The sequence below is a fragment of the Prosthecodimorpha hirschii genome (assembly GCF_001305515.1).
Classification (GTDB): domain Bacteria; phylum Pseudomonadota; class Alphaproteobacteria; order Rhizobiales; family Ancalomicrobiaceae; genus Prosthecodimorpha; species Prosthecodimorpha hirschii.
Map to the genome: position 1 here is coordinate 2,378,791 of NZ_LJYW01000001.1, position 20,927 is coordinate 2,399,717.

General features: G+C 70.5%; 14 protein-coding genes. 9 read left to right on the forward strand and 5 right to left on the reverse strand.

The window, feature by feature from the left end; all coding sequences use genetic code 11:
- Positions 1-68: 68 nt before the first annotated feature.
- Together ABB55_RS10435 and ABB55_RS10440 are read right to left on the reverse strand one after the other, a co-directional pair.
- Positions 69-3,554, reverse strand: coding sequence for an ATP-binding protein (locus ABB55_RS10435; protein WP_054358755.1), 3,486 nt, complete (start codon positions 3,552-3,554; stop codon positions 69-71).
- The gene (locus ABB55_RS10440) at positions 3,554-4,789 is read right to left on the reverse strand and encodes a metallophosphoesterase family protein (RefSeq protein WP_054358756.1); all 1,236 of its coding nucleotides are present in this window, start codon (positions 4,787-4,789) and stop codon (positions 3,554-3,556) included. The genes ABB55_RS10435 and ABB55_RS10440 overlap by 1 nt, the downstream gene beginning before the upstream one ends.
- Before the next feature lie 490 nt (positions 4,790-5,279).
- On the opposite strand from ABB55_RS10440, the gene ABB55_RS10445 reads away from it, so the two are divergent.
- From ABB55_RS10445 to ABB55_RS10455, 3 genes are all read left to right on the forward strand, one after another.
- Positions 5,280-6,230, forward strand: a complete 951-nt coding sequence (locus ABB55_RS10445) for an aldo/keto reductase (RefSeq protein ID WP_054358757.1) — start codon at positions 5,280-5,282, stop codon at positions 6,228-6,230.
- Positions 6,231-6,427: 197 nt separating this feature from the next.
- On the forward strand, positions 6,428-9,991 hold the full coding sequence (locus ABB55_RS10450) for an acyl-[ACP]--phospholipid O-acyltransferase (protein ID WP_083463514.1): 3,564 nt from the start codon (positions 6,428-6,430) through the stop codon (positions 9,989-9,991).
- A gap of 128 nt (positions 9,992-10,119) precedes the next feature.
- A complete protein-coding gene (locus ABB55_RS10455; RefSeq protein WP_054358758.1) occupies positions 10,120-11,487 on the forward strand; it encodes a formimidoylglutamate deiminase in 1,368 nt (455 codons plus the stop codon).
- 46 nt (positions 11,488-11,533) lie between these two features.
- On the opposite strand, the gene ABB55_RS10460 is transcribed toward ABB55_RS10455, so the two are convergent.
- From ABB55_RS10460 to ubiE, 3 genes are read right to left on the reverse strand one after another with little or no spacing between them, the layout of a single operon-like run.
- Positions 11,534-12,274 (reverse strand): AprI/Inh family metalloprotease inhibitor, encoded by a 741-nt coding sequence (locus tag ABB55_RS10460; RefSeq protein ID WP_054358759.1) that lies wholly within the window; start codon positions 12,272-12,274, stop codon positions 11,534-11,536.
- Positions 12,275-12,329: 55 nt separating this feature from the next.
- A complete protein-coding gene (gene ubiB / locus ABB55_RS10465) occupies positions 12,330-13,910 on the reverse strand; it encodes a 2-polyprenylphenol 6-hydroxylase (RefSeq protein WP_054358760.1) in 1,581 nt (526 codons plus the stop codon).
- Positions 13,910-14,755: a bifunctional demethylmenaquinone methyltransferase/2-methoxy-6-polyprenyl-1,4-benzoquinol methylase UbiE gene (gene ubiE / locus ABB55_RS10470; RefSeq protein WP_083463515.1), complete on the reverse strand. Its 846-nt coding sequence runs from the start codon at positions 14,753-14,755 to the stop codon at positions 13,910-13,912. The genes ubiB and ubiE overlap by 1 nt, the downstream gene beginning before the upstream one ends.
- A gap of 85 nt (positions 14,756-14,840) precedes the next feature.
- On the opposite strand from ubiE, the gene mutM reads away from it, so the two are divergent.
- From mutM to dapB, 6 genes are all read left to right on the forward strand, one after another.
- Positions 14,841-15,749 (forward strand): bifunctional DNA-formamidopyrimidine glycosylase/DNA-(apurinic or apyrimidinic site) lyase, encoded by a 909-nt coding sequence (mutM, locus tag ABB55_RS10475; RefSeq protein ID WP_054358761.1) that lies wholly within the window; start codon positions 14,841-14,843, stop codon positions 15,747-15,749.
- A 229-nt stretch (positions 15,750-15,978) separates the two neighbouring features.
- On the forward strand, positions 15,979-16,752 hold the full coding sequence (locus tag ABB55_RS10480) for an enoyl-CoA hydratase (RefSeq protein WP_054358762.1): 774 nt from the start codon (positions 15,979-15,981) through the stop codon (positions 16,750-16,752).
- 196 nt (positions 16,753-16,948) lie between these two features.
- Entirely contained in the window at positions 16,949-17,215 is a 267-nt protein-coding gene (gene rpsT, locus ABB55_RS10485) for a 30S ribosomal protein S20 (RefSeq protein WP_054358763.1), read from the forward strand.
- 673 nt (positions 17,216-17,888) lie between these two features.
- The gene (locus ABB55_RS10490) at positions 17,889-18,326 is read left to right on the forward strand and encodes a rhodanese-like domain-containing protein (RefSeq protein ID WP_054358764.1); all 438 of its coding nucleotides are present in this window, start codon (positions 17,889-17,891) and stop codon (positions 18,324-18,326) included.
- A gap of 150 nt (positions 18,327-18,476) precedes the next feature.
- Positions 18,477-19,922, forward strand: coding sequence for a chromosomal replication initiator protein DnaA (gene dnaA, locus ABB55_RS10495; RefSeq protein ID WP_054358765.1), 1,446 nt, complete (start codon positions 18,477-18,479; stop codon positions 19,920-19,922).
- A gap of 186 nt (positions 19,923-20,108) precedes the next feature.
- A complete protein-coding gene (dapB, locus tag ABB55_RS10500; protein WP_054358766.1) occupies positions 20,109-20,924 on the forward strand; it encodes a 4-hydroxy-tetrahydrodipicolinate reductase in 816 nt (271 codons plus the stop codon).
- Positions 20,925-20,927: the final 3 nt, after the last annotated feature.

The window sequence follows — 20,927 nt, forward strand, 5'->3', positions numbered from 1 at the left end:
CGAGCGGATCGGAGACCCGCCCGGCTTCGGTGACTGGCTCGGCGGGCCCGCTGCTCCCGTCTGGCCGCTCACGTCAGATCGATCACGTCCGCACGGTCGCCCAGTTCGGCCCGGGCGATGGCGGCGACATGGCGATGGTGGGTGAACAGGATCGGCTGGACCTCGCCGCCGATCGCCGCCAGCACCTGCAGGCCGAAGCCGGTCCGCGCGTCGTCGAAGCTCGCAAACAGATCGTCGCCGAGGAAGGGCGCCGGCTCGGCGCGGGCGGCATGCTCCTCCAGATGGGCGAGCCGCAGCGCCAGATAGAGCTGGTCGGCCGTCCCCTCGCTCATCGCCTTGGCGTCGATCCGATCGCCCGACGCGCGCACGCCGACGATGCGCAAGCATTCCTTCTCGTCGTCCCAGTCCTGGCTCAGCCCCTGGAAGGCGCCGCCGGTGACGATCCGGAACAACTCGCCGGCGCGCTGCACCTGCGGATCGCGCCGGCTTTCGCGATGGCGTTCGATCGCCGCGTCGATCATCAGACTAGCGGTCCGGAGCACGGCCCAGTCGCGCGCCGCGACGGCGAGTTCGGCCTCTGCCGCACGCTTGGCCTGCCAGTCGAGGTCGGCGGCGTTGCCCGAGCCCCGCTCGTCGCGCAAGCGGATGGCCTCCTGGCGCTCCGCGTAGAGGCGGGTGACCTCTTCGTCGTGGAACGCCCTGGCTGCCGCATGCTCATGCCGGCTGACGGCCACCACATCCGGATCGATCGCCGCGACCTCCTCGCGCACCGCCGCCTCGTCGCGACCGTCGGCAAGCCGCCCGATCTGGTCCAGAAGGGCAGCGGCGCGGGCCTCCAGTTCCTCCGCGCGAACCCGTGTCGCGGCACGGGCCGCGAGATCGTCGCCGCGCTTGAGGCCGGCCGCCGCCGTCAGAATGTCGAGATGCCGATCCGCCTCGGCGAGATCCTGTTCGGCCCCCGTCAGTGCCGCCTCGGCGCGCGCGAGGCGGGCCGCGGCGCTCTTGCGTCGGGTCTCCGCGTCGTGGGCCGCGGCCAGGCGCCGCTCGATCGCCGTCACCGCCAGATCGGACGGATGATCGGCAAGGTCGGGGGCGATGGCTGCGACCAGGTCGGCGACCTCCGCCTCGAAGCTGCCGATCTCCCCTTGGAGCCGATCGAGATGGCGTTTGCCGGCGGCGATCTTCTCACGCAGATCCGGCAGGCTGGCAAAGGCGTCGAGCACGCTTTCGATCGCCTCGAACGCGGCATCGGGAGCGAGGCCGAGCGCGGCGAGGCGCGGGCCGATCCCGGCGCGCCAAGCATCGAGCGCCGCCCGCGCTCTCGGCTCCTCCGCCGAAAGCTCCTCCAGGGTCTGCCGCGCCGCCGCAATGCCGCCCGCCAGGGTGCGGCTGTCGTCGAAGGCCGCGGCAAGTTCGTCGAGCCGGCCATCCAGGCGATGGGCGCAGAGGCCGAAATCGAGGCTGTCGGCCTCGGCGATGCCGGCGGCCCGGGCGAGATCGCGCAAGGGCGCCAGCGCCGCGGCGATCTGCCGGTCGTGTTCGGCCAAGTCCGCGCGGTCGGCTTCCAGCGCCTCAAGGCGGGCGATCAGGCCGTCGAGCTTGGCGGTCCAGGGCTCCATCGCCGGCGGCGCTAGCGGCGCGATGCCGGCCGGCGCCCAGGCGGCCGTCCAGCGGGCGTGAAGGTCGCGCCAGGCGCTGTCGCGGTCGTCCAGCGACGCGGCGGCGTCCCGGCGACGAGCCTCCGCGGCGGCGCGATCGCGGGTCTCGAGCGCGAAGGCCGCGACGCGCTCGGCATCCTGCGCGGCCGCATCGGCGAGCCGGTCGGCCTCGGCCTTGGCGGCCTCGAAATCGGCCACCGTCGCGCCGAGGACCGCCTCGGCGGGGGCATCCGGTGCCCCCCACAGGGCGGCCTTGACGCGCGTCCAGAGGCGATCCCGCGCCGCACGGGCGTCGGCGATGGCCTCGGCGGTCGGCACCGGGCCGCGGGCCGACAAGGCCGCCAGCCGGGCGTCGGCCGCGGCGATCGTCGCCGTCTCGGCGGCCAACGCGCCGCGCAGCAGGGCGATTTCGCCGTCGAGCCGGCTCCGGTCGGCCGCAAACGCCTTCTGGACCTCGATCGACGGCCGCGGCTTCAGCGCCAGCGTGGCCAGATCGGTCACGGCCGGATCGAGTTTAGCGGCGTCGAAGGCCAGGGCCCCGGCCGACTTGTTCAGCCGGGCGCGTGTCCGGGCGGCCTCTTCGAGGCGCTCCACGAGGGGGTCGAAGGCGGCACGACGGGCCTTGAGCGGGGCCGGATCCGCCGGCGCGCCGGCCGCCGCCCCCATCGCCTCCAGGTCCCACAGCCGCCGCCGCTGTTCGACCACCTGCATGGCCGCGTTCGCCACGGCCGCCTCGTGCCGGCGGCCGTCGGCGAGGTCCTTGCGCAAGGCGGCGATCCCCGCCGTGCCGGGTTCGGCCGCCGTGAGGCTCTCGGCATCCGGAAAACCGAGCTGCCCGGCAAGGCCGGCCATGCGCGCGCGCAGGGTCTCCAGGGCTTCGATCGCGGCCGGGCAGGCCCCGATCGCCTTGGTGTAGCCGCCGACGGCACGGGTCAGGCCGGCCACGGCGCCGGCCCGGGCGATCAACGCGGCGTCGACCACGATCCCCGACAGTTCCTCCAGCGCGTCGCGATGCTCGCCGCGCGCCGCCTCGACGGTTGCGTCCCGGTCGGCGACCGTGCGGATCGCCTCCAGCACCTCGGCGGCCGCGCCGGGAGGGGCCGCCGGCAGCTCGCCGATGGCGGCGCGCTCGGCCCGGATCCGGTCGAGTTCGGCGAGAGCCGGCCGTACGCGCTCGACCCGTTCCAGCCGTCGCTCCGCGATCTCGGCCTCGGTCCGGGCATTGCGGGCCACCGCGCAGGCCGCGTCCAGCGCCTCGATCCGCTCGGTCAGCCGCTTCCATTCCTGGGCGCCGAGTTCATGCTCGCGGATCGCCCGGCGGGCCGCCTCGTAGCGGTCGTGGGCTTGGGTGAAGCGGCGCGAGGCCTTGGCGCGGGTGCCGAAGACCTGTTCGGCCTCGTGTTCGAGCGCCTGCCGCAGAGCCGGCACGCCGTTGATGCCGTAGTCCGCCGCGAAGAACTGGCCGCCGCTGTCCTGGGCCTGTTGCGCCAGTTCCTTGCCGCCCGACTGCAGGGTCGCGGCGGAAAGGCCGAAACCGGCGAGAAACTGCGCGCGATCGATGCCGCCGAGAAAGGGCAGCAGCGCATCGTCGGGCAACTCGCCGCCCGACGGGTCGACCAGGGCGCCCTTGCGCCGCTTGCGCCGCCTGAAGGCCAGGCGGCGGCCGGCGCGGTCGACGATCTCGGCGCCGATCCAGAGATCCGGATAGGGATGCAGGAAGTTGTAGACGCTGCGCTCCTCGATGCCGAACAGGAGATCGGTCACGGCGGCGAGCGCGGTCGACTTGCCGGCCTCGTTCGGGCCGTAGACCACATGCAGCCGCGCATCCGGCCGGAACACGAGGCTCTTGTCGGAGAAGGGGCCGTAGCGGCCGAGATCGAGCCGGGTGATCCGCATCAGAACGCCCCCGGGCCGGCGACGCGGCCGAGCACCAGTGCACGGGCCTCCTCGACGATCGCGTGCAGATCATCCGCCAGCGGCGGCGCGCCCTCGATCGGCGGCAGCTTCGCCGAGACGATGGCGATCTCGCCGGCGATCCGCTCCCTGAAGGCCGGCTCCGCACCGATCCGGGCCAGCAGCGCCCCGAAATTCGCGGTATCGACCGGACCGGCGACTGACGACGACGGCTCCCGGGTGGCCAGCTTGACGCTTTCCACCCAGACATCGCCATGGACCCGGTCGGCCGCCGCCTGGATCTCGGTGCGCAGCGTTTCCGGATGCGCCGAGAGCCCCAGGTGCAGCGCCGTCGTCCCGGTCAGCGTCACGCGCAAGACCAACATCGTCTCCCGGTCGGCGGGAAGATGCTGTGCGACCGCCGCCTCGACGGCCGCCAGCAAGCCGGTCCCTTCGCCGATCCCGGTCAGGTCGACGGCGGCCATCGCCCATTCGGCGCGGGCGGTCAGGACACGGCGGAGATCGACCACGCGGCCGTCCTCGACATCGACCAGCACAGCCCCCTTGGCACCGCATTCGCGCACGCTGCGGCCCTGGATGTTGCCGGGATAGACCACATGCGGGTCGGTCGCGACCACCTCGTGCTCGTGGACATGACCGAGCGCCCAGTAGTCGTAGCCGCGCGACCTGAGGTCGGAGAGCGAGCAGGGCGCATAGGGGGCGTGGCCCGGACGGCCGTCGAGGGAGGTGTGCAGCAGGCCGATATTGAACCAGCCGGGGATCGGATCCGGATAGTCGAGCGCGATATTCTCCTCCACGGCCCGGTCCGGGAAGCTACGCCCGTGGACCGCGACGCGCAGGGCGTCCAGCCGCAGGGTCTCGGCCTTGCGGGTCGAGAACTGACCGACGCTCTGCGGCAGCGTGATGGTCCGGGTCACGACGCTGGCGGCATCGTGATTGCCGCGGATCATGAAGACCGGAATGCCGTCGCGGTGCAGGCGGGCGACCTCCTTGTTGAAGAAGAGGCCGATGGCGTTGTCCTGCCATTCGCGGTCGTAGATGTCGCCGGCCAGCAGGACGAAGGCGACCTTTTCGTCGAGGGCCCGGTCGACCAATGCCGAGAAGGCCTCCCGGCCGGCCAGGGCGATGCGGCGCGCGACGGACGGGTCCCTGCCCGCAAGGCCGGCCAGCGGACTGCCGAGATGCAGGTCGGCGGCATGCAGGAACGTGAAGCGCATGGGGCGGTTCTCGGCGGAAGGCGGGACCGGCGACGGGCCGGGAATCGGGCCCGGGAATCAGGACCGGGAGTTTAGCCCGAAACCGCCTGCAGCCCGAAAGCGCAAAGATGGGGATTGATCGCCATGCCGGGTGGCGGTTTCGGCGGGCTCGTCTATAAGGGTCCGGCTGGCGGGGGTGGAGGACGGCAGGATGCCTCACCGCCCCCCGGATGCCCGTCATCGTGGGATATGGCGGGGCTCGGGCATTCCACGATGGCAGTACGTGATCGGCGGCCTAGCTACCCGCCTCGATCGCGTCGTGACCGTCCGACGATACCCCCGCCGGTTTCTCCTTTCGACCGATCCCTCTCCCCGACCGATCCCTCTCCCCGTCCGATCGCCTCCGCCCCTCCTGCGGGACCGGCCTGCAGGCCTGCCGCCCGCCGTCAGCCGTTGCCGCAGGGCGATCCGGCCCCTAACGTTCCGCGGCACGGACAAGGGAGATCCCGCCATGGAACTGCGCCGGCTCGGCCGCTCCGACCTGATGGTCACGAAACTCTGCTTCGGCGGCAACGTCTTCGGCTGGACCGCGGATGCCGCCGCCTCCTTCGACCTGCTCGACCGTTTCGTCGGCGCCGGCTTCAACTTCATCGACACGGCCGATGTCTATTCGACCTGGGTGAAAGGCCATACGGGCGGCGAATCGGAGACCATCATCGGCGACTGGCTGAAGGCGCGCGGCGGGCGCGACCGGCTGGTCATCGCCACCAAGGTCGGCTCCGACATGGGCGGCGACCGCAAGGGCCTGTCGCCGCGCTGGATCCGTCAGGCGGTCGAGGATTCGCTCCGGCGGCTGAAGACCGACCATATCGATCTCTACCAGTCGCACCGGGACGACCCCGAAACGCCGATCGAGGCGGTGCTGGAGGCCTATTCCCGGCTGATCGAGCAGGGCAAGGTGCGCTTCATCGGTGCCTCGAACTTCACCGCCGAGCGGCTCGGCGCCGCGCTCGATCTCGCCGAGAAGACCGGCCTGCCGCGCTACGAAAGCCTGCAGCCGGAATACAATCTCTATGCCCGCCAGGACTACGAGGCCGCGCTGGAGCCGCTCTGCCGGGAGCGCGAGGTCGGCGTCATCAACTACTATGCGCTGGCGGCCGGCTTCCTGACCGGCAAGTACCGCAGCGAGGCCGATGCCGGCCTCAGCGTGCGTGGCCGCACCATCGTCACCCGCTATCTGAACCCGCGCGGCCTGAAGATCCTCGCGGCGCTCGACCGCGTCGCCAACCGCTACGCCACCGAGCCGGCCGCCGTCGCGGTCGCCTGGCTGATGGCCCGGCCGGGCATCACGGCGCCGATCGCCAGCGCCAGCCGGGCCGACCAGCTCGCCCCCCTGTTCGCCGCCGCGAAACTCGATCTCGACGCCGCCGCCATTGCGGAGCTCGACGAGGCGAGCGCCTGAGACAGGACGGCCGGGACGACGCGAAATTGCGGGCAAAGGAAACGAAACGAACGATCGAAGAAACCGGAAGGAAAAGAAGTTCCGGTAGGGTCCTGTCGAACAGGCTCGCGCCGACCGGGTGATGGCGCCCGGCGGCGCGGGCCGCCCCGACCGCACGCGTGGCCGCCTCCGCGCCTCCTCGACCGTCCGGAGACCCGATGTCCCGCCCGCTGATCCTGCAACGGCGCTTCGCGCCGCTCTTTGTCTGCCAGTTCTTCTCGGCGCTGAACGACAATTTCCTGAAGAACGCGCTGGTCTTCCTGATCCTCTACCATGTCTCCGAGGCATGGTCCGGGGCCCTGGTCGCGCTGGCGGGAGCCGTGCTGGTCGCGCCCTACTTCTTCCTGTCGGGGCTCGCCGGCGAGATCGCCGACCGCTACGACAAGGCGCGCGTGGCCGAGCGGGTCAAGTTCCTGGAGATCTTCGTCGCGCTCATCGCCGTGATCGGCTTCGCGCTGCATTCGATCGTGATCCTGTTCGTGGCGCTCGGCGGCTTCGGCGTCATCGCGGCCCTGTTCGGACCGGTGAAATACGGCATCCTGCCGGATCACCTGGCGGAATCCGAACTGCCCGGCGGCAACGCGCTGATCGAGAGCGCCACCTTCATCGCCATCCTGACCGGCACGGTGATCGCCGGCGTCGCGGCCGCCGGCGGCGGCGATCCGGCGACGCTGTCCGGCCTGATGATGGTCTTCGCGCTGATCTCCTGGGGCGCCGCGCGGATGATCCCGCCGGCCGGCGAGGCCGCGCCCGGGCTCGAGATCGAGCCCAACGTGATGGTCTCGACGCGCGGCCTGATCCGCGATCTGAAGGCCGACGCCCGGCTCTGGTGGCTGGGGCTGGTCACGAGCTGGTTCTGGCTGATCGGCGCGGTGGTGCTGTCGCTGCTGCCGCCCATGGTGAAATCCGTCATCGGCGGCTCGGAAAGCGTCGTCACCGCCTTCCTGGCCATCTTCTCGATCGCGATCGCGCTCGGCTCGGGCCTCGCCTCGTTCCTGTCCAGCCAACGCATCGTGCTCCTGCCGACGCCGGTCGGCGCGGTGCTGATGGGGCTGTTTTCGCTCGATCTGGCCTTTGCGCTGTGGGGCGTCAAGGCGACCGGCGCGCCGGTCGGCGCCGTCGAGGTGTTCACCAGCGCGCGCGGCCTGCATATCGGCATCGATCTGTTCGGCCTGGCGATCGCCGGCGGCCTGTTCATCGTGCCGTCCTTCTCGGCCCTGCAGGCCTGGGCCGGCAAGGACCGGCGCGCCCGCGTGATCGGCGCCTCCAACGTGCTCTCCGGCGCCTTCATCGCCGTCGGCTCGATCTCGACCGCCATCCTGCTGGCGCTCGGTCTCGGCGTCGCCGGGGTCTTCGCGGTGCTCGGCCTCGCCACGCTGGCGGTCGGCGTCGTCATTTTCCGGACCCTGCCGACGAGCCCGTTCCGCGACCTGCTCTCGATCGTCTATCGCGGCATCTTCCGGCTCGAAGTACGCGGCCTGGAGAATGTCGCCAAGGCCGGGCCGCGCCGGATCATCGCGCTCAACCATGTCAGCTTCCTGGATGCCGGCCTGGCCCTGTCGCTGCTCGATCAGGAGCCGGTCTTCGCGATCGATTCCGGCATCGCGCAGCGCTGGTGGGTGAAGCCGTTCCTGAAGATCACGCGGGCCATGCCGCTCGATCCGACCAAGCCGATGCAGACCCGCACGCTGATCCATGCGGTCCGGAACGGCGAGACGCTGATCATCTTCCCCGAGGGGCGGCTGACCGTCACCGGATCGCTGATGAAGGTCTATGACGGAGCCGGGCTGATCGCCGACAAGGCCGACGCCATGGTGGTGCCGGTGCGCATCGAGGGCCTGGAGCAGACACCGTTCACCCGGCTGAAGCCGCACCAGATCCGCCGCCGCCTGTTCCCCAAGGTGCGCGTCACCATCCTGGAGCCGGTCAAGCTCGATGTCGATCCGGCGCTGAAGGGCAAGATGCGCCGGCTCGCCTCGGGCGCGGCGCTCTACCAGATCATGTCGGATCTGGTCTACCGGACGACCGCGATCGACCGCACCGTGTTCCGCGCGCTGGTCGATGCCGCCCGCCACGAGGGCCCGGGCCGGATCGCGCTCGACGATCCGCTGTCGGGGCCGCTTTCCTATCGCAAGTTCCTGGCCGGTGCGCGGGTGATCGGCCAGCGCCTGATGCCGCTCGCCGCGCCCGGCGCCCATGTCGGCGTGATGCTGCCCAACGCCAATGCGGCCGCGGTGGCCACGATCGGCCTGATGTCGGCCGGCCGGGTGCCGGCAATGATCAACTTCTCGGCCGGGCCGACCAACATCCTGGCCGCCTGCCGGGCGGCCGTGATCGAGACGGTGGTGACCTCGCGCGGCTTCATCGAGAAGGCCCGCCTGCAGCCGATCGTCGATGCGCTCGACGGCCAGGGCATCCGGCTGGTCTATCTGGAGGACATCCGCGCCACCGTCGGCCTGACCGACCGGCTCGCCGCGCTGTGGCACTGGCAGACGCCGCTCGCCACGCGCGGGCCGGACGATCCGGCCGCGATCCTGTTCACCTCCGGCTCGGAGGGCACGCCGAAGGGCGTGGTGCTGTCCAGCCGCAACATGCTGGCGAATGCCGCCCAGGCGGCGGCGCGGATCGATTTCGGACGCACCGACAAGGTCTTCAACGTCCTGCCGCTGTTCCATTCCTTCGGCCTGACGGTCGGCCTGATCCTGCCGCTGGTCTCCGGCGTGCCGGTCTATCTCTATCCCTCGCCGCTGCACTACCGGATCGTGCCGGAGCTGGTCTACGGCTCCAACGCGACCATCTTCTTCGGCACCGACACTTTCCTGACCGGCTATGCGCGCTCCGCGCACCCCTACGACTTCCGCTCGCTGCGCTACGTCGTCGCCGGCGCCGAGCCGGTCAAGGAGACGACGCGGCGGGTCTGGATGGAGCGCTTCGGGCTGCGCATCCTGGAGGGCTACGGCGTCACCGAGGCGGCGCCGGTGGTCGCCATCAACACGCCGATGTTCAACCGCTTCGGCACGGTCGGCCGGCTGCTGCCGGGGCTGCGGCACAAGCTGGAGCCGGTGCCGGGCGTGACCGAGGGCGGGCGGCTGATGCTGCGCGGGCCGAACATCATGCTCGGCTACCTGCGCGCCGAGGCGCCGGGCGTGCTCGAACCGCCGCCGGAGGGCTGGTACGATACCGGCGACATCGTCGCCATCGACCGCGAGGGCTTCGTCACCATCAAGGGCCGCGCCAAGCGCTTCGCCAAGGTCGGCGGCGAGATGATCAGCCTGGCGGCGGTCGAGACGCTGGCCTCGGACCTCTGGCCGGACGCCATGACGGCGGTCGTCGCCGAACCCGATCCGCGCAAGGGCGAACGGCTGGTGATGGTGACCACGGCGCGCGGCGCGTCGCGTGCGGCCTTCCAAGCCTTCGCCAAGAGCCGTGGCGCAGCCGAACTGATGGCGCCGTCGGAGGTCGTCGTGGTCGACAAGCTGCCGGTCCTCGGCTCGGGCAAGACCGATTTCGTCGGCGTTGCGAAGCTGGTCCGCGAACGCACGCCCGCCCCGGCGGAAATCGTGGTGGCGGCCGCCGGGACCGTCCCGGATGGCGGGTCGGAGCCGGGCGCCGCAGACCGCGCGGCGGCTGGCTCCGGCGGGTCCCCTGCCGCGGGCGACGCAACGCCGGTCGCCTCCGATGGGGCGTCGACGGTCTCGCCCGGGACGCTGCCGGCCGCCTGACGGCAATGGCCGCGGGTCGGAAACCCGGCCGCCCGGCTTCACAGCCGAGCCGGCTTAATGTATAGACATATCATTCGGACCGGCCGACCCGGTCACGCCCTGCCCCGTTGCCGAGACCGGATGCGCCCATGACCGTGCTTCACGCCGACCACGCCTTCCTGCCGGGCGGTTGGGCCCGCGACGTGCGCATCGCGCTGGCCGACGGCGCCATCGCGACGGTCGAGACCGGTGCGGCGCCTCAGCCCGGCGACGCGCGCCATGCGGTCATGGTGCCCGGCCTGCCGAACCTGCACAGCCACGCCTTCCAGCACGCCATGGCGGGCCTCGCCGAGCGGCGCGGGCCGGGCTCGGATTCGTTCTGGAGCTGGCGCGAACAGATGTACCGCTTCGCGCTGACCATGACGCCGGACGATGTCGAGGCGGTCGCCGGGGCGCTCTACTGCACCATGCTGGAGGCCGGCTTCACGCGCGTCGGCGAGTTCCATTATCTGCACCACGACCGCGACGGCCGCACCTATGCCGACCCGGCCGAGATGGCGGCGCGCATCGCCGCCGCCGCAGCCACGACCGGCATCGGCCTCACCCTGCTGCCGGTCTTCTACGCCCATGCCGGTTTCGGCGCGAAGCCGCCGGCGGAGGGGCAGCGCCGCTTCATCTCCGATCTCGACCTGTTCGCCCGCATGCTGGACGGCGCCGCCGCGGCGATCCGGCCGCTCGACCGTGCCGTTCTCGGCCTCGCCCCGCATTCGCTGCGCGCGGTCGCCCCCGGCGAGCTCGCCCGGCTGGTCGAGATGGCGCCGGACGGCCCGATCCATATCCATGTCGCCGAGCAGGTGCTGGAGGTGGAGGATTGCGTGGCCTGGTCCGGCCGGCGCCCCGTCGCCTGGCTCCTCGATCACGCCCCGGTCGATCGGCGCTGGTGCCTGATCCACGCGACCCACATGCTGCCGGAGGAGACCCGCGCGCTCGCCGGGTCGGGTGCGGTCGCCGGGCTGTGCCCGGTCACGGAGGCCAATCTCGGCGACGGCATCTTCGACGCGCCCGAATTCCTCGGCGCCGGCGGCCGCTTCGGCGTCGGATCCGATTCCAACGTCGAGATCGGCGTCCCAGCCGAACTGCGCATGCTGGAATATTCCCAGCGCCTCGGCCGCCGCGCCCGCAACGTGATCGCCGCCCCCGGCGGGTCGACCGGCGAAACGCTCTATGCCGGCGCTCTGGCGGGCGGCTCCCGGGCGCTCGGGGCCGCGACCGCGGCTCCCGGTTCGGACGCGATTGGTCTCGCCCCCGGCGCCCCCGCCGACCTCGTCGCGCTGGCGCCGACCCGCGACCTGCCTGTCGCGCCCGAGACCCTGTTCGATGCCTGGATCTTCGCCGACGGCTGGCGCGTCGATGCCGTCCGCGTCGCCGGTCGGCTCGTCGTCGAGAACGGCCGCCACAAGGCGCGCGACGCCATCATGGCCCGCCACGCCGCCACGATGCGGACGCTGCTGGCCTGACGGAGACTTCGGGCAATCGGCGGCGGAGACGCGCGGGGCAGCGCGACTATTTCGTCTTGATCAGGTCGAGCGGCTTGCCGCTTTCCTTCTCGGATTTGGCGTAGGCACCGGGCGCCCGCGGGGTGAAGGCGAGGCTGTCGCCTTCGAAGCTGTAGAACATCAGATCCATGCCCTCGATCCGCCAGGTCGACAGTTTCAGACGGACCAGGCCGGCATCGCATTCACGCGCGAGGGAGAGCGTATAGCTGCCCTGGTCGCCCGGCGCGGTGCGTTCGAGCAGCGAGACGGTGCACAGGACGGGGCCGCCAGGCCGGCGCATCTGCCATTCGCCGAAGAGGTCGCCGGGGCTCGGCACGCGGTCCATGCTGCCGCGCGCCGGGAACATCACCAGAGCCTTGCCGGGGCCGGCCGGCTCCTGCCGGTAGGTCGCGGTCTCCTGCTCGACCACCTCGAGAAGACGCTTGCGCAGCGCGTCGCGGAAGACGATGCCGCTCTTCTCGTTGTCGAAATCCCAGGACGCCGCCTCGGCCATGGCGGGCACGGCGCCCTTGCAGCCGGCCGTCCCGTCCAGGCGGCGACCGCCGATGGTGGTCTCGGTCGAAAGCGTGATGACGCAGCCCTTGCCGCCGCCCTCCGGCGCGATCAGCCAGCGGCCGGCCGTCGCCCGGTAGACGGCCTCGTCGACGGCGCCGGCCGACAGGGCGGCGCCGGCAGTGAGGATAGCGCCGGCCGCCGCGGCGAACGCGGAGAGGCAGACGCTGCGGATCGTTCGGCGACGGGGCGACATGGTCAAATGCTAGCGCCGGCACGGAGGAAAAACCAGACCGGGCGGCCGTCCGGATCTATCCGAACAGGAGTTTCAGCGCGATCGCGGCCAGCGCCAGGGCGCCGATCCAGGTCGGCAGACGGCGGCCCCGCCCCTCCTCGCGGCCGATGGCGCGCGCGGTCTCCTCGTCCAGGCGGAAGCCGTGGCGGGTCATGTCGGCGAGACCCGCCGAGACGGTCTCGACCCGCTCCGCCAGCGCCGGCAGGCGCATCACCAGGCCGCCGACCGCACCGGCACTGCCGGCCAGTTCGCCGAGCTTGGCGCCGGGGCCGAGATTGCGCTCGATCCACTCGCGCACGACCGGTTCGGACGCCGTCCAGATGTCCAGATCGGGATCGAGCGTGCGGGCGACGCCCTCGACCACCACCATGGTCTTCTGCAGGAGGATCAGCCGCGGCTGGGTCTTCATGTCGAAGACCTCGGTATATTCGAACAGCTGGTTGAGCAGATGCGCCATCGAGATCTCGCGCGCCGGCCGGTCGCGCAGCGGCTCGCCGATGGCGCGCAGCGCCTGCGCGAAGACCTCGACCTCCTGCTCCGGCGGCACGTAGCCGGCCTCGAAATGCACCTCGGCCGTGCGCAGGTAGTCGCGCCGGATGAACCCGAACAGGATCTCGGCCAGGAAGCGCCGCTCGGCCGGGTTGAGCCGCCCGGTGATGCCGAAATCGACCGCCACCAGCAGGCCGTCGGCATCCACGAACAGGTTGCCCTGATGCATGTCGGCGTGGAAGAAGCCGTCGCGCATGGCGTGGCGCAGGAAGGACTGCATCACGGTCTTCGACAGCGCGACCCGATCGTGACCGGCCGCCTCGATGCCGGCGAGGTTGGAGACCTTGACGCCGTCGACCCATTCGAGCGTCAGCACCGGCTTGGCGGTGCGCTCCCAGTCGACGCCGGGCACGCGGAAGCCGGGATCGTTGCGGCTGTTCTCGGCCATCTCGGAGAGGGCGGCCGCCTCCAGGCGCAGATCCATCTCCAGGCGCACCGAGCGGGCGAGCGTGTCGACGACCGCGACCGGCCTGAGCCGCCGGACCGCGGGAACCAGCCATTCGATCAGCCGGGCGGCGAGGTAGAAGCTGTCGAGATCGCGCCGGAACCGGGCCTCGACGCCCGGGCGCAACACCTTGACGGCAACCTCCCGGGTCTCCCCGTCGGGCGTGCGGACGCGGGCCTTGTGGACCTGCGCGATCGAGGCGGCGGCGACCGGCGGGCCGATCGAGACGAAGGCCGCCTGCCACGGCCGTTGCAGGGCGCGCTCGATGGTGGCGATCGAATCGGCGAGCGGGAAGGACGCGACCCGGTCCTGCAGCGCCTCCAGATCCTTGGCCATGTCCCGGCCGACCACGTCCGGCCGCGTGGCCAGGAACTGGCCGAGCTTGACATAGGACGGGCCGAGCCGGTTCAGCGCCTCCGAGACGCGGGTGCCGCGGTCGACGCCCGTCAGTCCCCGGCGCTCGATCAGGGCGGAGACCGCCAGGACGATCCGCCCGACGGTCGGCGGGTCGGGCGGCGCCATGGCCCGGAGCACGCCCTCCCGGGCCAGGACGAAGCCTGCCCGGGCGAGCCGCAGCAGCGGACCGACGACCGCTCCGGACATCAGATCTTCCAGCCCGAATGGATCGCCGCGATGCCGCCGGTCAGGTTGGTGAAGTCGACCCGCTCGAACCCGGCCGCGCGGATCATGCCGGCGAAGCGCTCCTGGGGCGGGAACTTGGCGATCGATTCGACCAGATACCGGTAGGGCTCGTCGTCCCCGGCGATCAGCTTGCCGAGGACCGGGATCACCTTGAACGAATAGGTCTCGTAGATGCGGTCGAGCACCGGCACGTCGACGGCCGAGAATTCCAGGCACAGCAGCCGCCCGCCGGGCTTGAGCACCCGGTAGGCCTCGGCCAGCGCCTTGTCGATGCGCGGCACGTTGCGGATGCCGAAGGCGATCGTATAGGCGTCGAAGGACGACCGTTCGAACGGCAATTCCTCGGCATTGCCCTCGATGAAATCGACCTTGCCGGCCAGCCCGCGCTTCTCGGCCCGTTCGCGGCCGACGCCCAGCATCGAGGCGTTGATGTCGCAGACCGTGACCTTGGCATTGCCGTCGGCGCGCTCGACGATGCGGAAGGCGATGTCGCCGGTGCCGCCGGCCACATCGAGCACCCGGAGCGGCTTGCGGGTGGTCCGCGGCGGCGCGAGCCGCGACACCATCGCGTCCTTCCAGAGCCGATGCAGGCCGCCCGACATGGCGTCGTTCATGACATCGTAGCGCGCCGCGACCCGGTGGAACACTTCGTCCACAAGGCCTTGCTTCTCGCCGATCGGCACGTCGCGAAAGCCGAAGCTCGCCGTCTCGGCACTGGCCGCGGCCGCCTCCGGCGGAATCCGGCCTGCCGCGGAAGCCGCGTCCGGACGGCTCTCGGCCGCCCCGCTCGACGGATGCTGCGTCATGGGGTTCTCCTTTTGGCGCGGGACCATAGCGGAAGCCGGTCGGGAGCGCTATCGTCCCGGCCCCGGATGCGAGAGCCTGTCGCCGATGCCCGAATTGCCCGAAGTCGAAACCGTCCGCCGGGGCCTCGCCCCGGTCATGGAAGGCGCCGAGGTGACGGGTCTGGACTGTCGCCGGCCGGACCTGCGCTTCCCCCTGCCCGAGCGCTTCGCCGAGCGCGTCACCGGCCGGCGCATCGTCTCGCTCGCCCGCCGCGCCAAGTATCTTCTGGCCGACCTCGACGACGGCGCCGTGCTGATCATGCATCTGGGCATGTCCGGCTCGTTCCGGATCGCCCTCCCGGCTGCGCCCAGCGCGGACACGACTGGCGCGGACGGGGAGACGCCCGGCGCCTTCCAGTATGAGCGCTCCAAGAATGCCGCCCACGACCATGTCGTGTTCACCCTCTCCAACGGGGCGACCGTCACCTACAACGACCCGCGCCGCTTCGGCTTCATGGTGATGACCGAGCGGGCCGGCCTCGCCGACCACCCGATGATGCGCGGCATCGGCCTGGAGCCGCTCGGCAACGCCCTGACCGGCGCCGCCATCGCGGCCCTCTTCCAGGACCGCCGGACCTCGCTCAAGGCGGCCCTGATGGACCAGCGCCTGATCGCCGGGCTCGGCAACATCTATGTCTGCGAAGCCCTGTGGCGCGCCCGGCTGTCGCCGATGCGGGCGGCGGGAACGATCGTGACGAAGACCGGCCGGCCGCGCGCGGAGGCCGAGCGGCTGGCCGACGCCATCCGCGACGTGCTCGGCGAGGCGATCGAGGCCGGCGGCTCGTCGCTGCGCGACTATGTCAATGCCGACGGCGAACTCGGCTACTTCCAGCACCGCTTCGCCGTCTACGACCGGGAGGGAGAACCCTGCCCGCGGCTCGAATGCGCCGGCGTCATCGAACGGGTGGTCCAGTCGAACCGCTCCACCTTCTTCTGTCCGGTCTGCCAGCGCTGAGTGACCGGCCAGCGGCTCCGTCGCTCCGTGGCGTCGCAACCGCGGTGGGTCCCCGCCGTTCGGTCCGGTTGAAACCGGATAGGACCTCCCCCGTTTGGTCCGGTTGAAACCGGATTGGGCCTCCCCCGTTCGGTCCGGTTGAAACCGGACCGGGCCTCGGGTAGCGCTTCTTGGACCAAGACCGGGGCCGCCGCCATGCGCGCTCCGGCGCGATCGAAGGGAGCGCCCCATGGCCTACGAACTGATCATCGTCGAAACCGAGGGCCGCGTCGGCCGCATCACGCTGAACCGGCCGAAGGCGCTCAACGCGCTCAACTCCGATCTGATCAACGAGATCAATGCCGCGCTCGACGCCTTCGAGGCCGATCGGGCGATCGGCGCCGTGGTGATCACGGGTTCGGAGAAGTCCTTCGCGGCCGGCGCCGACATCAAGCAGATGGCGAACCTGCAGTATCCGGACGCCTATCTGGACGACTTCATCACCTCCTGGGACCGCATCGCCCGCTTCCGCAAGCCGATCGTCGCGGCGGTGGCCGGCTTCGCGCTCGGCGGCGGCTGCGAGATGGCGATGATGTGCGACTTCATCATCGCCGCCGACAATGCCCAGTTCGGCCAGCCCGAGATCAAGCTCGGCGTCATGCCGGGCGCCGGCGGCACCCAGCGCCTGACCAAGGCGATCGGCAAGGCCAAGGCGATGGATCTCTGCCTGACCGGCCGGATGATGGGGGCCGAGGAGGCCGAGCGCTCCGGCCTGGTCGCCCGCGTCGTGCCTCTGGCCGAGCTCCTGCCGACCGCCATGAAGGCGGCCGCCGACATCGCCGGCTTCTCGCTGCCGGCCGCGATGATGACCAAGGAGGCCGTCAACCGCGCCTTCGAGACCACGCTCGCCGAGGGCCTGCGCTTCGAGCGGCGCATCTTCCACTCGATGTTCGCCACGGCCGACCAGAAGGAAGGCATGAACGCCTTCGCGGAGAAGCGGAAGGCCGAATTCACCCACCGCTGAGGCCGCATGCCCGCCCGGGACGGCCGGTTCGGCGTTGACGCGGGCCGGGACCCTGGCTATAAGCTCGCTCCGACCGGTGGCGGCGCGTCCGCCGCCGCTTTCGTTTGATCGGCACCCGGTACGCGAGGCCCGGCGGGAGACCCGCCGAAGCCGCGGACGGAGCGCCTCTCAGGATCGTTCCAGGAAAGGCTCGTCCATGGCCAATACGCCGTCCGCCAAGAAGGCGGCCCGCAAGATCACGCGGCGCACCGCGGTCAACAAGAACCGGCGCAGCCGCGTTCGGACCTTCGTGCGCAAGGTCGAGGAGGCGCTCGCCTCCGGCGACAAGGTGGCCGCCGCCGCCGCGCTCCGGGCCGCTCAGCCCGAGCTGCAGCGCGCCGCGTCGAAGGGCGTGCTGCACGCCAACACCGCGTCCCGCAAGATCTCGCGCCTCGCCAGCCGGCTCAAGGCTCTCGGCGCCTGATCAGCACGCTGCGATTGTCGAATACTGCGCAAAGCCCGGACCGGTGGTCCGGGCTTTTCGTTTGTCCGGCTAACCTCAACGGCCCGCCCGGCGCCACCCAACCGGTTTCCGGAGAGACTCGGAAGGACCCGGGCTGATCAGAGAAATTTATGATATTCCAATATGTTACAAGAATGTTCCAAGAGCATCTGGAAAGGCCCGACACGGTCGAAGAGTCAAGGCCTTGATGGCAAAATTCTTGGCCGGCTGGTTTCCGATCCGGTCTCCGGAGCGGTCCCGACGGAGACCACATTGACTCCACATCGCTTCTCGATATGAACCCGTTCTCGACGATTTTCCGAGTGCGGACTCTCGGCAACACCGGACCCCACCGGGGACTCGTCTCTGTTGCACCCTACGACCCCGCTGTGTAAAGTTGGGGTCATGAAGGGCCCGCCCTTCATGACCCTCAGACAAAATCCTGGGACACGGAGCTCATGATGAGCATTGGGCGCGTTATGCTCAAAAATGGCGAGTAAAATGCTCAGTTGAAAGTTCCGGGATCTAGTGTCGCGTTCCGTTCAATTCAAGAATAACTAATCTGAAACGAAGATAAAGGCAGCCAATGCCTTGCTTCGTCAAAGATTTTGGAATATGCGGCGCAGTCCGCATGCGGGGGCCGAGAATGTCATTGATGACTGGCGAAGCCTACGCGGGGGATATCCCCCCTGCGGAGGCCTGGAGATTGCTGTCCGACAGCGGGCCGGCGCAGCTGGTCGATGTGCGTACCCGTCCCGAATGGTCTTTCGTCGGACTGCCCGAGCTGAGTGGGCTCGGCAAGGCGCCTCTCCTCATCGAGTGGCAGGTCTATCCCGAAATGGCTGTGGACGATGCTTTCGTGGACCGCCTGTCGGCGGCCCTCGATGGTGTCGGTGCGTCGCGGGAGGATCCCGTTCTTTTCCTGTGCCGGTCCGGCGTCCGCAGTCGATCCGCCGCCATCGCGGCGACCGCTGCAGGATGGCAGCGCTGCCTCAACGTCGCAGGCGGCTTCGAAGGCCCTCTCGATCCGAACGGCCATCGTGGCCAGCGGGACGGGTGGAAGGCTGCCGGACTTCCCTGGAAGCAAACCTGAACTGTTTGATCGTCGGGGACCCCGCGAGGCCGCAGGGTCCCCTTGGCTTCGCGTTTTAGTTGCATAAGCGTGCGCCAATTCAACAAATCATAGTCGAACCTGGACTGGCGGGTCCGGGCCGACCCAAGGACTACGAAGGAGGCTGGAACGATGAGCGTGGGGCTGTCGGGCCATGCGGAATGGGATCGCATCAAGAAACGCCTGCGGGCGGAGCTTGGCGAGGATGTCTTCAACAGTTGGTTCGCAAGGGTGGATCTGGAATCGATCACGGACGGCGCGGTGCATCTGTCGGTGCCGACGCGCTTCCTCAAGAACTGGCTGCAGAACCGCTACCGAGACCGTCTCCTGGCCCTCTTCCAGGAAGAGTTCGAGGGCGCGCGGCAGATCGAATTCACCGTCCGCTCGGCGATCCGTCCGCGGACGCCCGGCGCGGCGGTCGGCGCCGAGCCCTATGACGGGCCGACGCTCGATCCGCGCCCGGTCGCCCAGGCGCCGCAGCCGCTGAAAGTCCAGCGCGAGGCCGTCTTCGCCGAGGTCAGGACCGACGACGCCCTCTATGGCTCGCCGCTCGACCCGCGCTACAGCTTCGACACCTTCGTGGAAGGCCGTTCGAACAGCCTGGCGCTGGCCGCGGCCCGCCGCGTGGCGGAGGCCCGTCCGGGCGAGGCCGTCGGCTTCAACCCGCTCTATCTCCATGCCGCCGTCGGACTGGGCAAGACCCATCTGCTGCAGGCCGTGGCCCGGGCCGCGAAGGAGCAGGGCCGGCGCGTGCTCTACCTGACCGCCGAGCATTTCATGTACCGCTTCGTCGCGGCGCTGAAATCGCAGTCGGCCATCGCCTTCAAGGACGGCCTGCGCGGCATCGATCTCCTGCTGATCGACGACATGCAGTTCCTGCAGGGCAAGCAGGTGCAGCAGGAATTCTGCCACACGCTGAATTCGCTGATCGATGGCGCCCGCCAGGTCGTCGTGGCCGGCGACCGGCCGCCGGTCGAGCTTGAAACGCTTGACGAACGGGTTCGCTCCCGCCTCGGCGGCGGCCTGCTGATCGAACTGCATGCGCCCGATCTCGACCTGCGCCGGCGCATCGTGTCCGGCCGGATCGCGGCGGCGCGACGCAGCTATGCGGCACTCGCCGTTTCGGATGCGGTGATCGACTATGTCGCCGAGAACGTCACGTCGAGCGGCCGCGACCTCGACGGCGCGGTCAACCGCCTGGTCGCCCACAACCAGCTGACCGGCGAGCCGATCAGCGTCGAAATGGCCGAGACGGCGCTGCGCGACCTGCTGCGCGTGCGCGAGGCCAAGCGCGTCAAGATCGAGGACATTCAGAGGATCGTCTGCAAGCAGTACAATGTCTCCAAGGCCGATCTTCTGTCGAGCCGGCGCACCCGCACCGTGGTGCGGCCGCGCCAGATCGCGATGTATCTGTCCAAGACGCTGACGCCGCGCTCCCTGCCGGAGATCGGCCGCCGCTTCGGCAACCGGGATCACACCACGGTGCTGCATGCGGTGCGCAAGATCGAGGACATGATCAAGACCGACCGCGCCTTCCAGGACGAGGTCGACGGGCTGAAGCGCCAGATCGACCTCTGACCTTCCGGACATTGTGCCGTTTTCGGAAGCCGCCCCCAGTCGAGGGCGGCTTTCGGCGTTTCGGCGCCCGGCGTCCGCCGCTCGGAACCCGCCACCCCTGCGAAAGGCGGGACCGCGCCCCGCGCCCGCGCGGTTGCGCCGCAGAGGCCGGCTCTCTATAGCTCCAGCCTGGACAGGAGGAGCGCCATGGCCGACATGCGGCTGATCGTGGTGGGAGCGGCCGGCCGGATGGGCAAGACCCTGATCCGGACGATCGCCGGCATGGACGGCGTGACCGTGGCCGGGGCCGTGGAACGGTCCGGTTCGCCGGAGATCGGACGCGATGCCGGCGTCCTCGCCGGGCTCGAACCGCTCGGCGTGACGGTGACCGACGATCCGCTGCCGCTGTTCGCCGCGGCCGAGGGCGTGCTCGACTTCACCGGACCGGCCGCGACGCTCGAATTCGCCGAACTGGCCGCGCAGGCGCGCATCGTCCACGTGATCGGCACGACCGGCCTGTCCGACGCCGACAATGACCGCATCCGCGCCGCCGCGCGTCACGCAGTCGTGGTCAAGTCCGGCAATATGAGCCTCGGCGTCAATCTGCTCGCACTGCTGGTGCGACAGGCCGCCCGCGCGCTCGATGCGGATTTCGATATCGAGGTGGTCGAGATGCACCACCGCATGAAGGTCGACGCGCCCTCCGGCACGGCGCTGATGCTCGGCGAAGCCGCCGCGCGCGGGCGCGGCATCGATCTCGGCGATCACGCGGTCCGCAGCCGTGACGGCCATACCGGCGCCCGCCGGCGCGGCGACATCGGTTTCGCGACGCTGCGCGGCGGGACGGTCATCGGCGAGCATGCCGTGGTGCTGGCCGGCGAGTTCGAGCGCGTGGAACTGGTCCACAAGGCCGAGGACCGCTCGATCTTCGCCCGCGGCGCCGTCAAGGCCGCGCTCTGGGGCCGCGGCCGCAAGCCGGGCCTCTATTCCATGGCCGACGTGCTCGGCCTTTCCGACGACTGACCG

Coding starts and splice junctions, on each gene's coding strand:
- ABB55_RS10435 (WP_054358755.1), bottom strand. CDS start 3,554: ATGCGGATCACCCGGCTCGATCTCGGCCGCTACGGCCCCTTCTCCGAC.
- ABB55_RS10440 (WP_054358756.1), bottom strand. CDS start 4,789: ATGCGCTTCACGTTCCTGCATGCCGCCGACCTGCATCTCGGCAGTCCG.
- ABB55_RS10445 (WP_054358757.1), top strand. CDS start 5,280: ATGGAACTGCGCCGGCTCGGCCGCTCCGACCTGATGGTCACGAAACTC.
- ABB55_RS10450 (WP_083463514.1), top strand. CDS start 6,428: ATGTCCCGCCCGCTGATCCTGCAACGGCGCTTCGCGCCGCTCTTTGTC.
- ABB55_RS10455 (WP_054358758.1), top strand. CDS start 10,120: ATGACCGTGCTTCACGCCGACCACGCCTTCCTGCCGGGCGGTTGGGCC.
- ABB55_RS10460 (WP_054358759.1), bottom strand. CDS start 12,274: ATGTCGCCCCGTCGCCGAACGATCCGCAGCGTCTGCCTCTCCGCGTTC.
- ubiB (WP_054358760.1), bottom strand. CDS start 13,910: ATGTCCGGAGCGGTCGTCGGTCCGCTGCTGCGGCTCGCCCGGGCAGGC.
- ubiE (WP_083463515.1), bottom strand. CDS start 14,755: ATGACGCAGCATCCGTCGAGCGGGGCGGCCGAGAGCCGTCCGGACGCG.
- mutM (WP_054358761.1), top strand. CDS start 14,841: ATGCCCGAATTGCCCGAAGTCGAAACCGTCCGCCGGGGCCTCGCCCCG.
- ABB55_RS10480 (WP_054358762.1), top strand. CDS start 15,979: ATGGCCTACGAACTGATCATCGTCGAAACCGAGGGCCGCGTCGGCCGC.
- rpsT (WP_054358763.1), top strand. CDS start 16,949: ATGGCCAATACGCCGTCCGCCAAGAAGGCGGCCCGCAAGATCACGCGG.
- ABB55_RS10490 (WP_054358764.1), top strand. CDS start 17,889: ATGACTGGCGAAGCCTACGCGGGGGATATCCCCCCTGCGGAGGCCTGG.
- dnaA (WP_054358765.1), top strand. CDS start 18,477: ATGAGCGTGGGGCTGTCGGGCCATGCGGAATGGGATCGCATCAAGAAA.
- dapB (WP_054358766.1), top strand. CDS start 20,109: ATGGCCGACATGCGGCTGATCGTGGTGGGAGCGGCCGGCCGGATGGGC.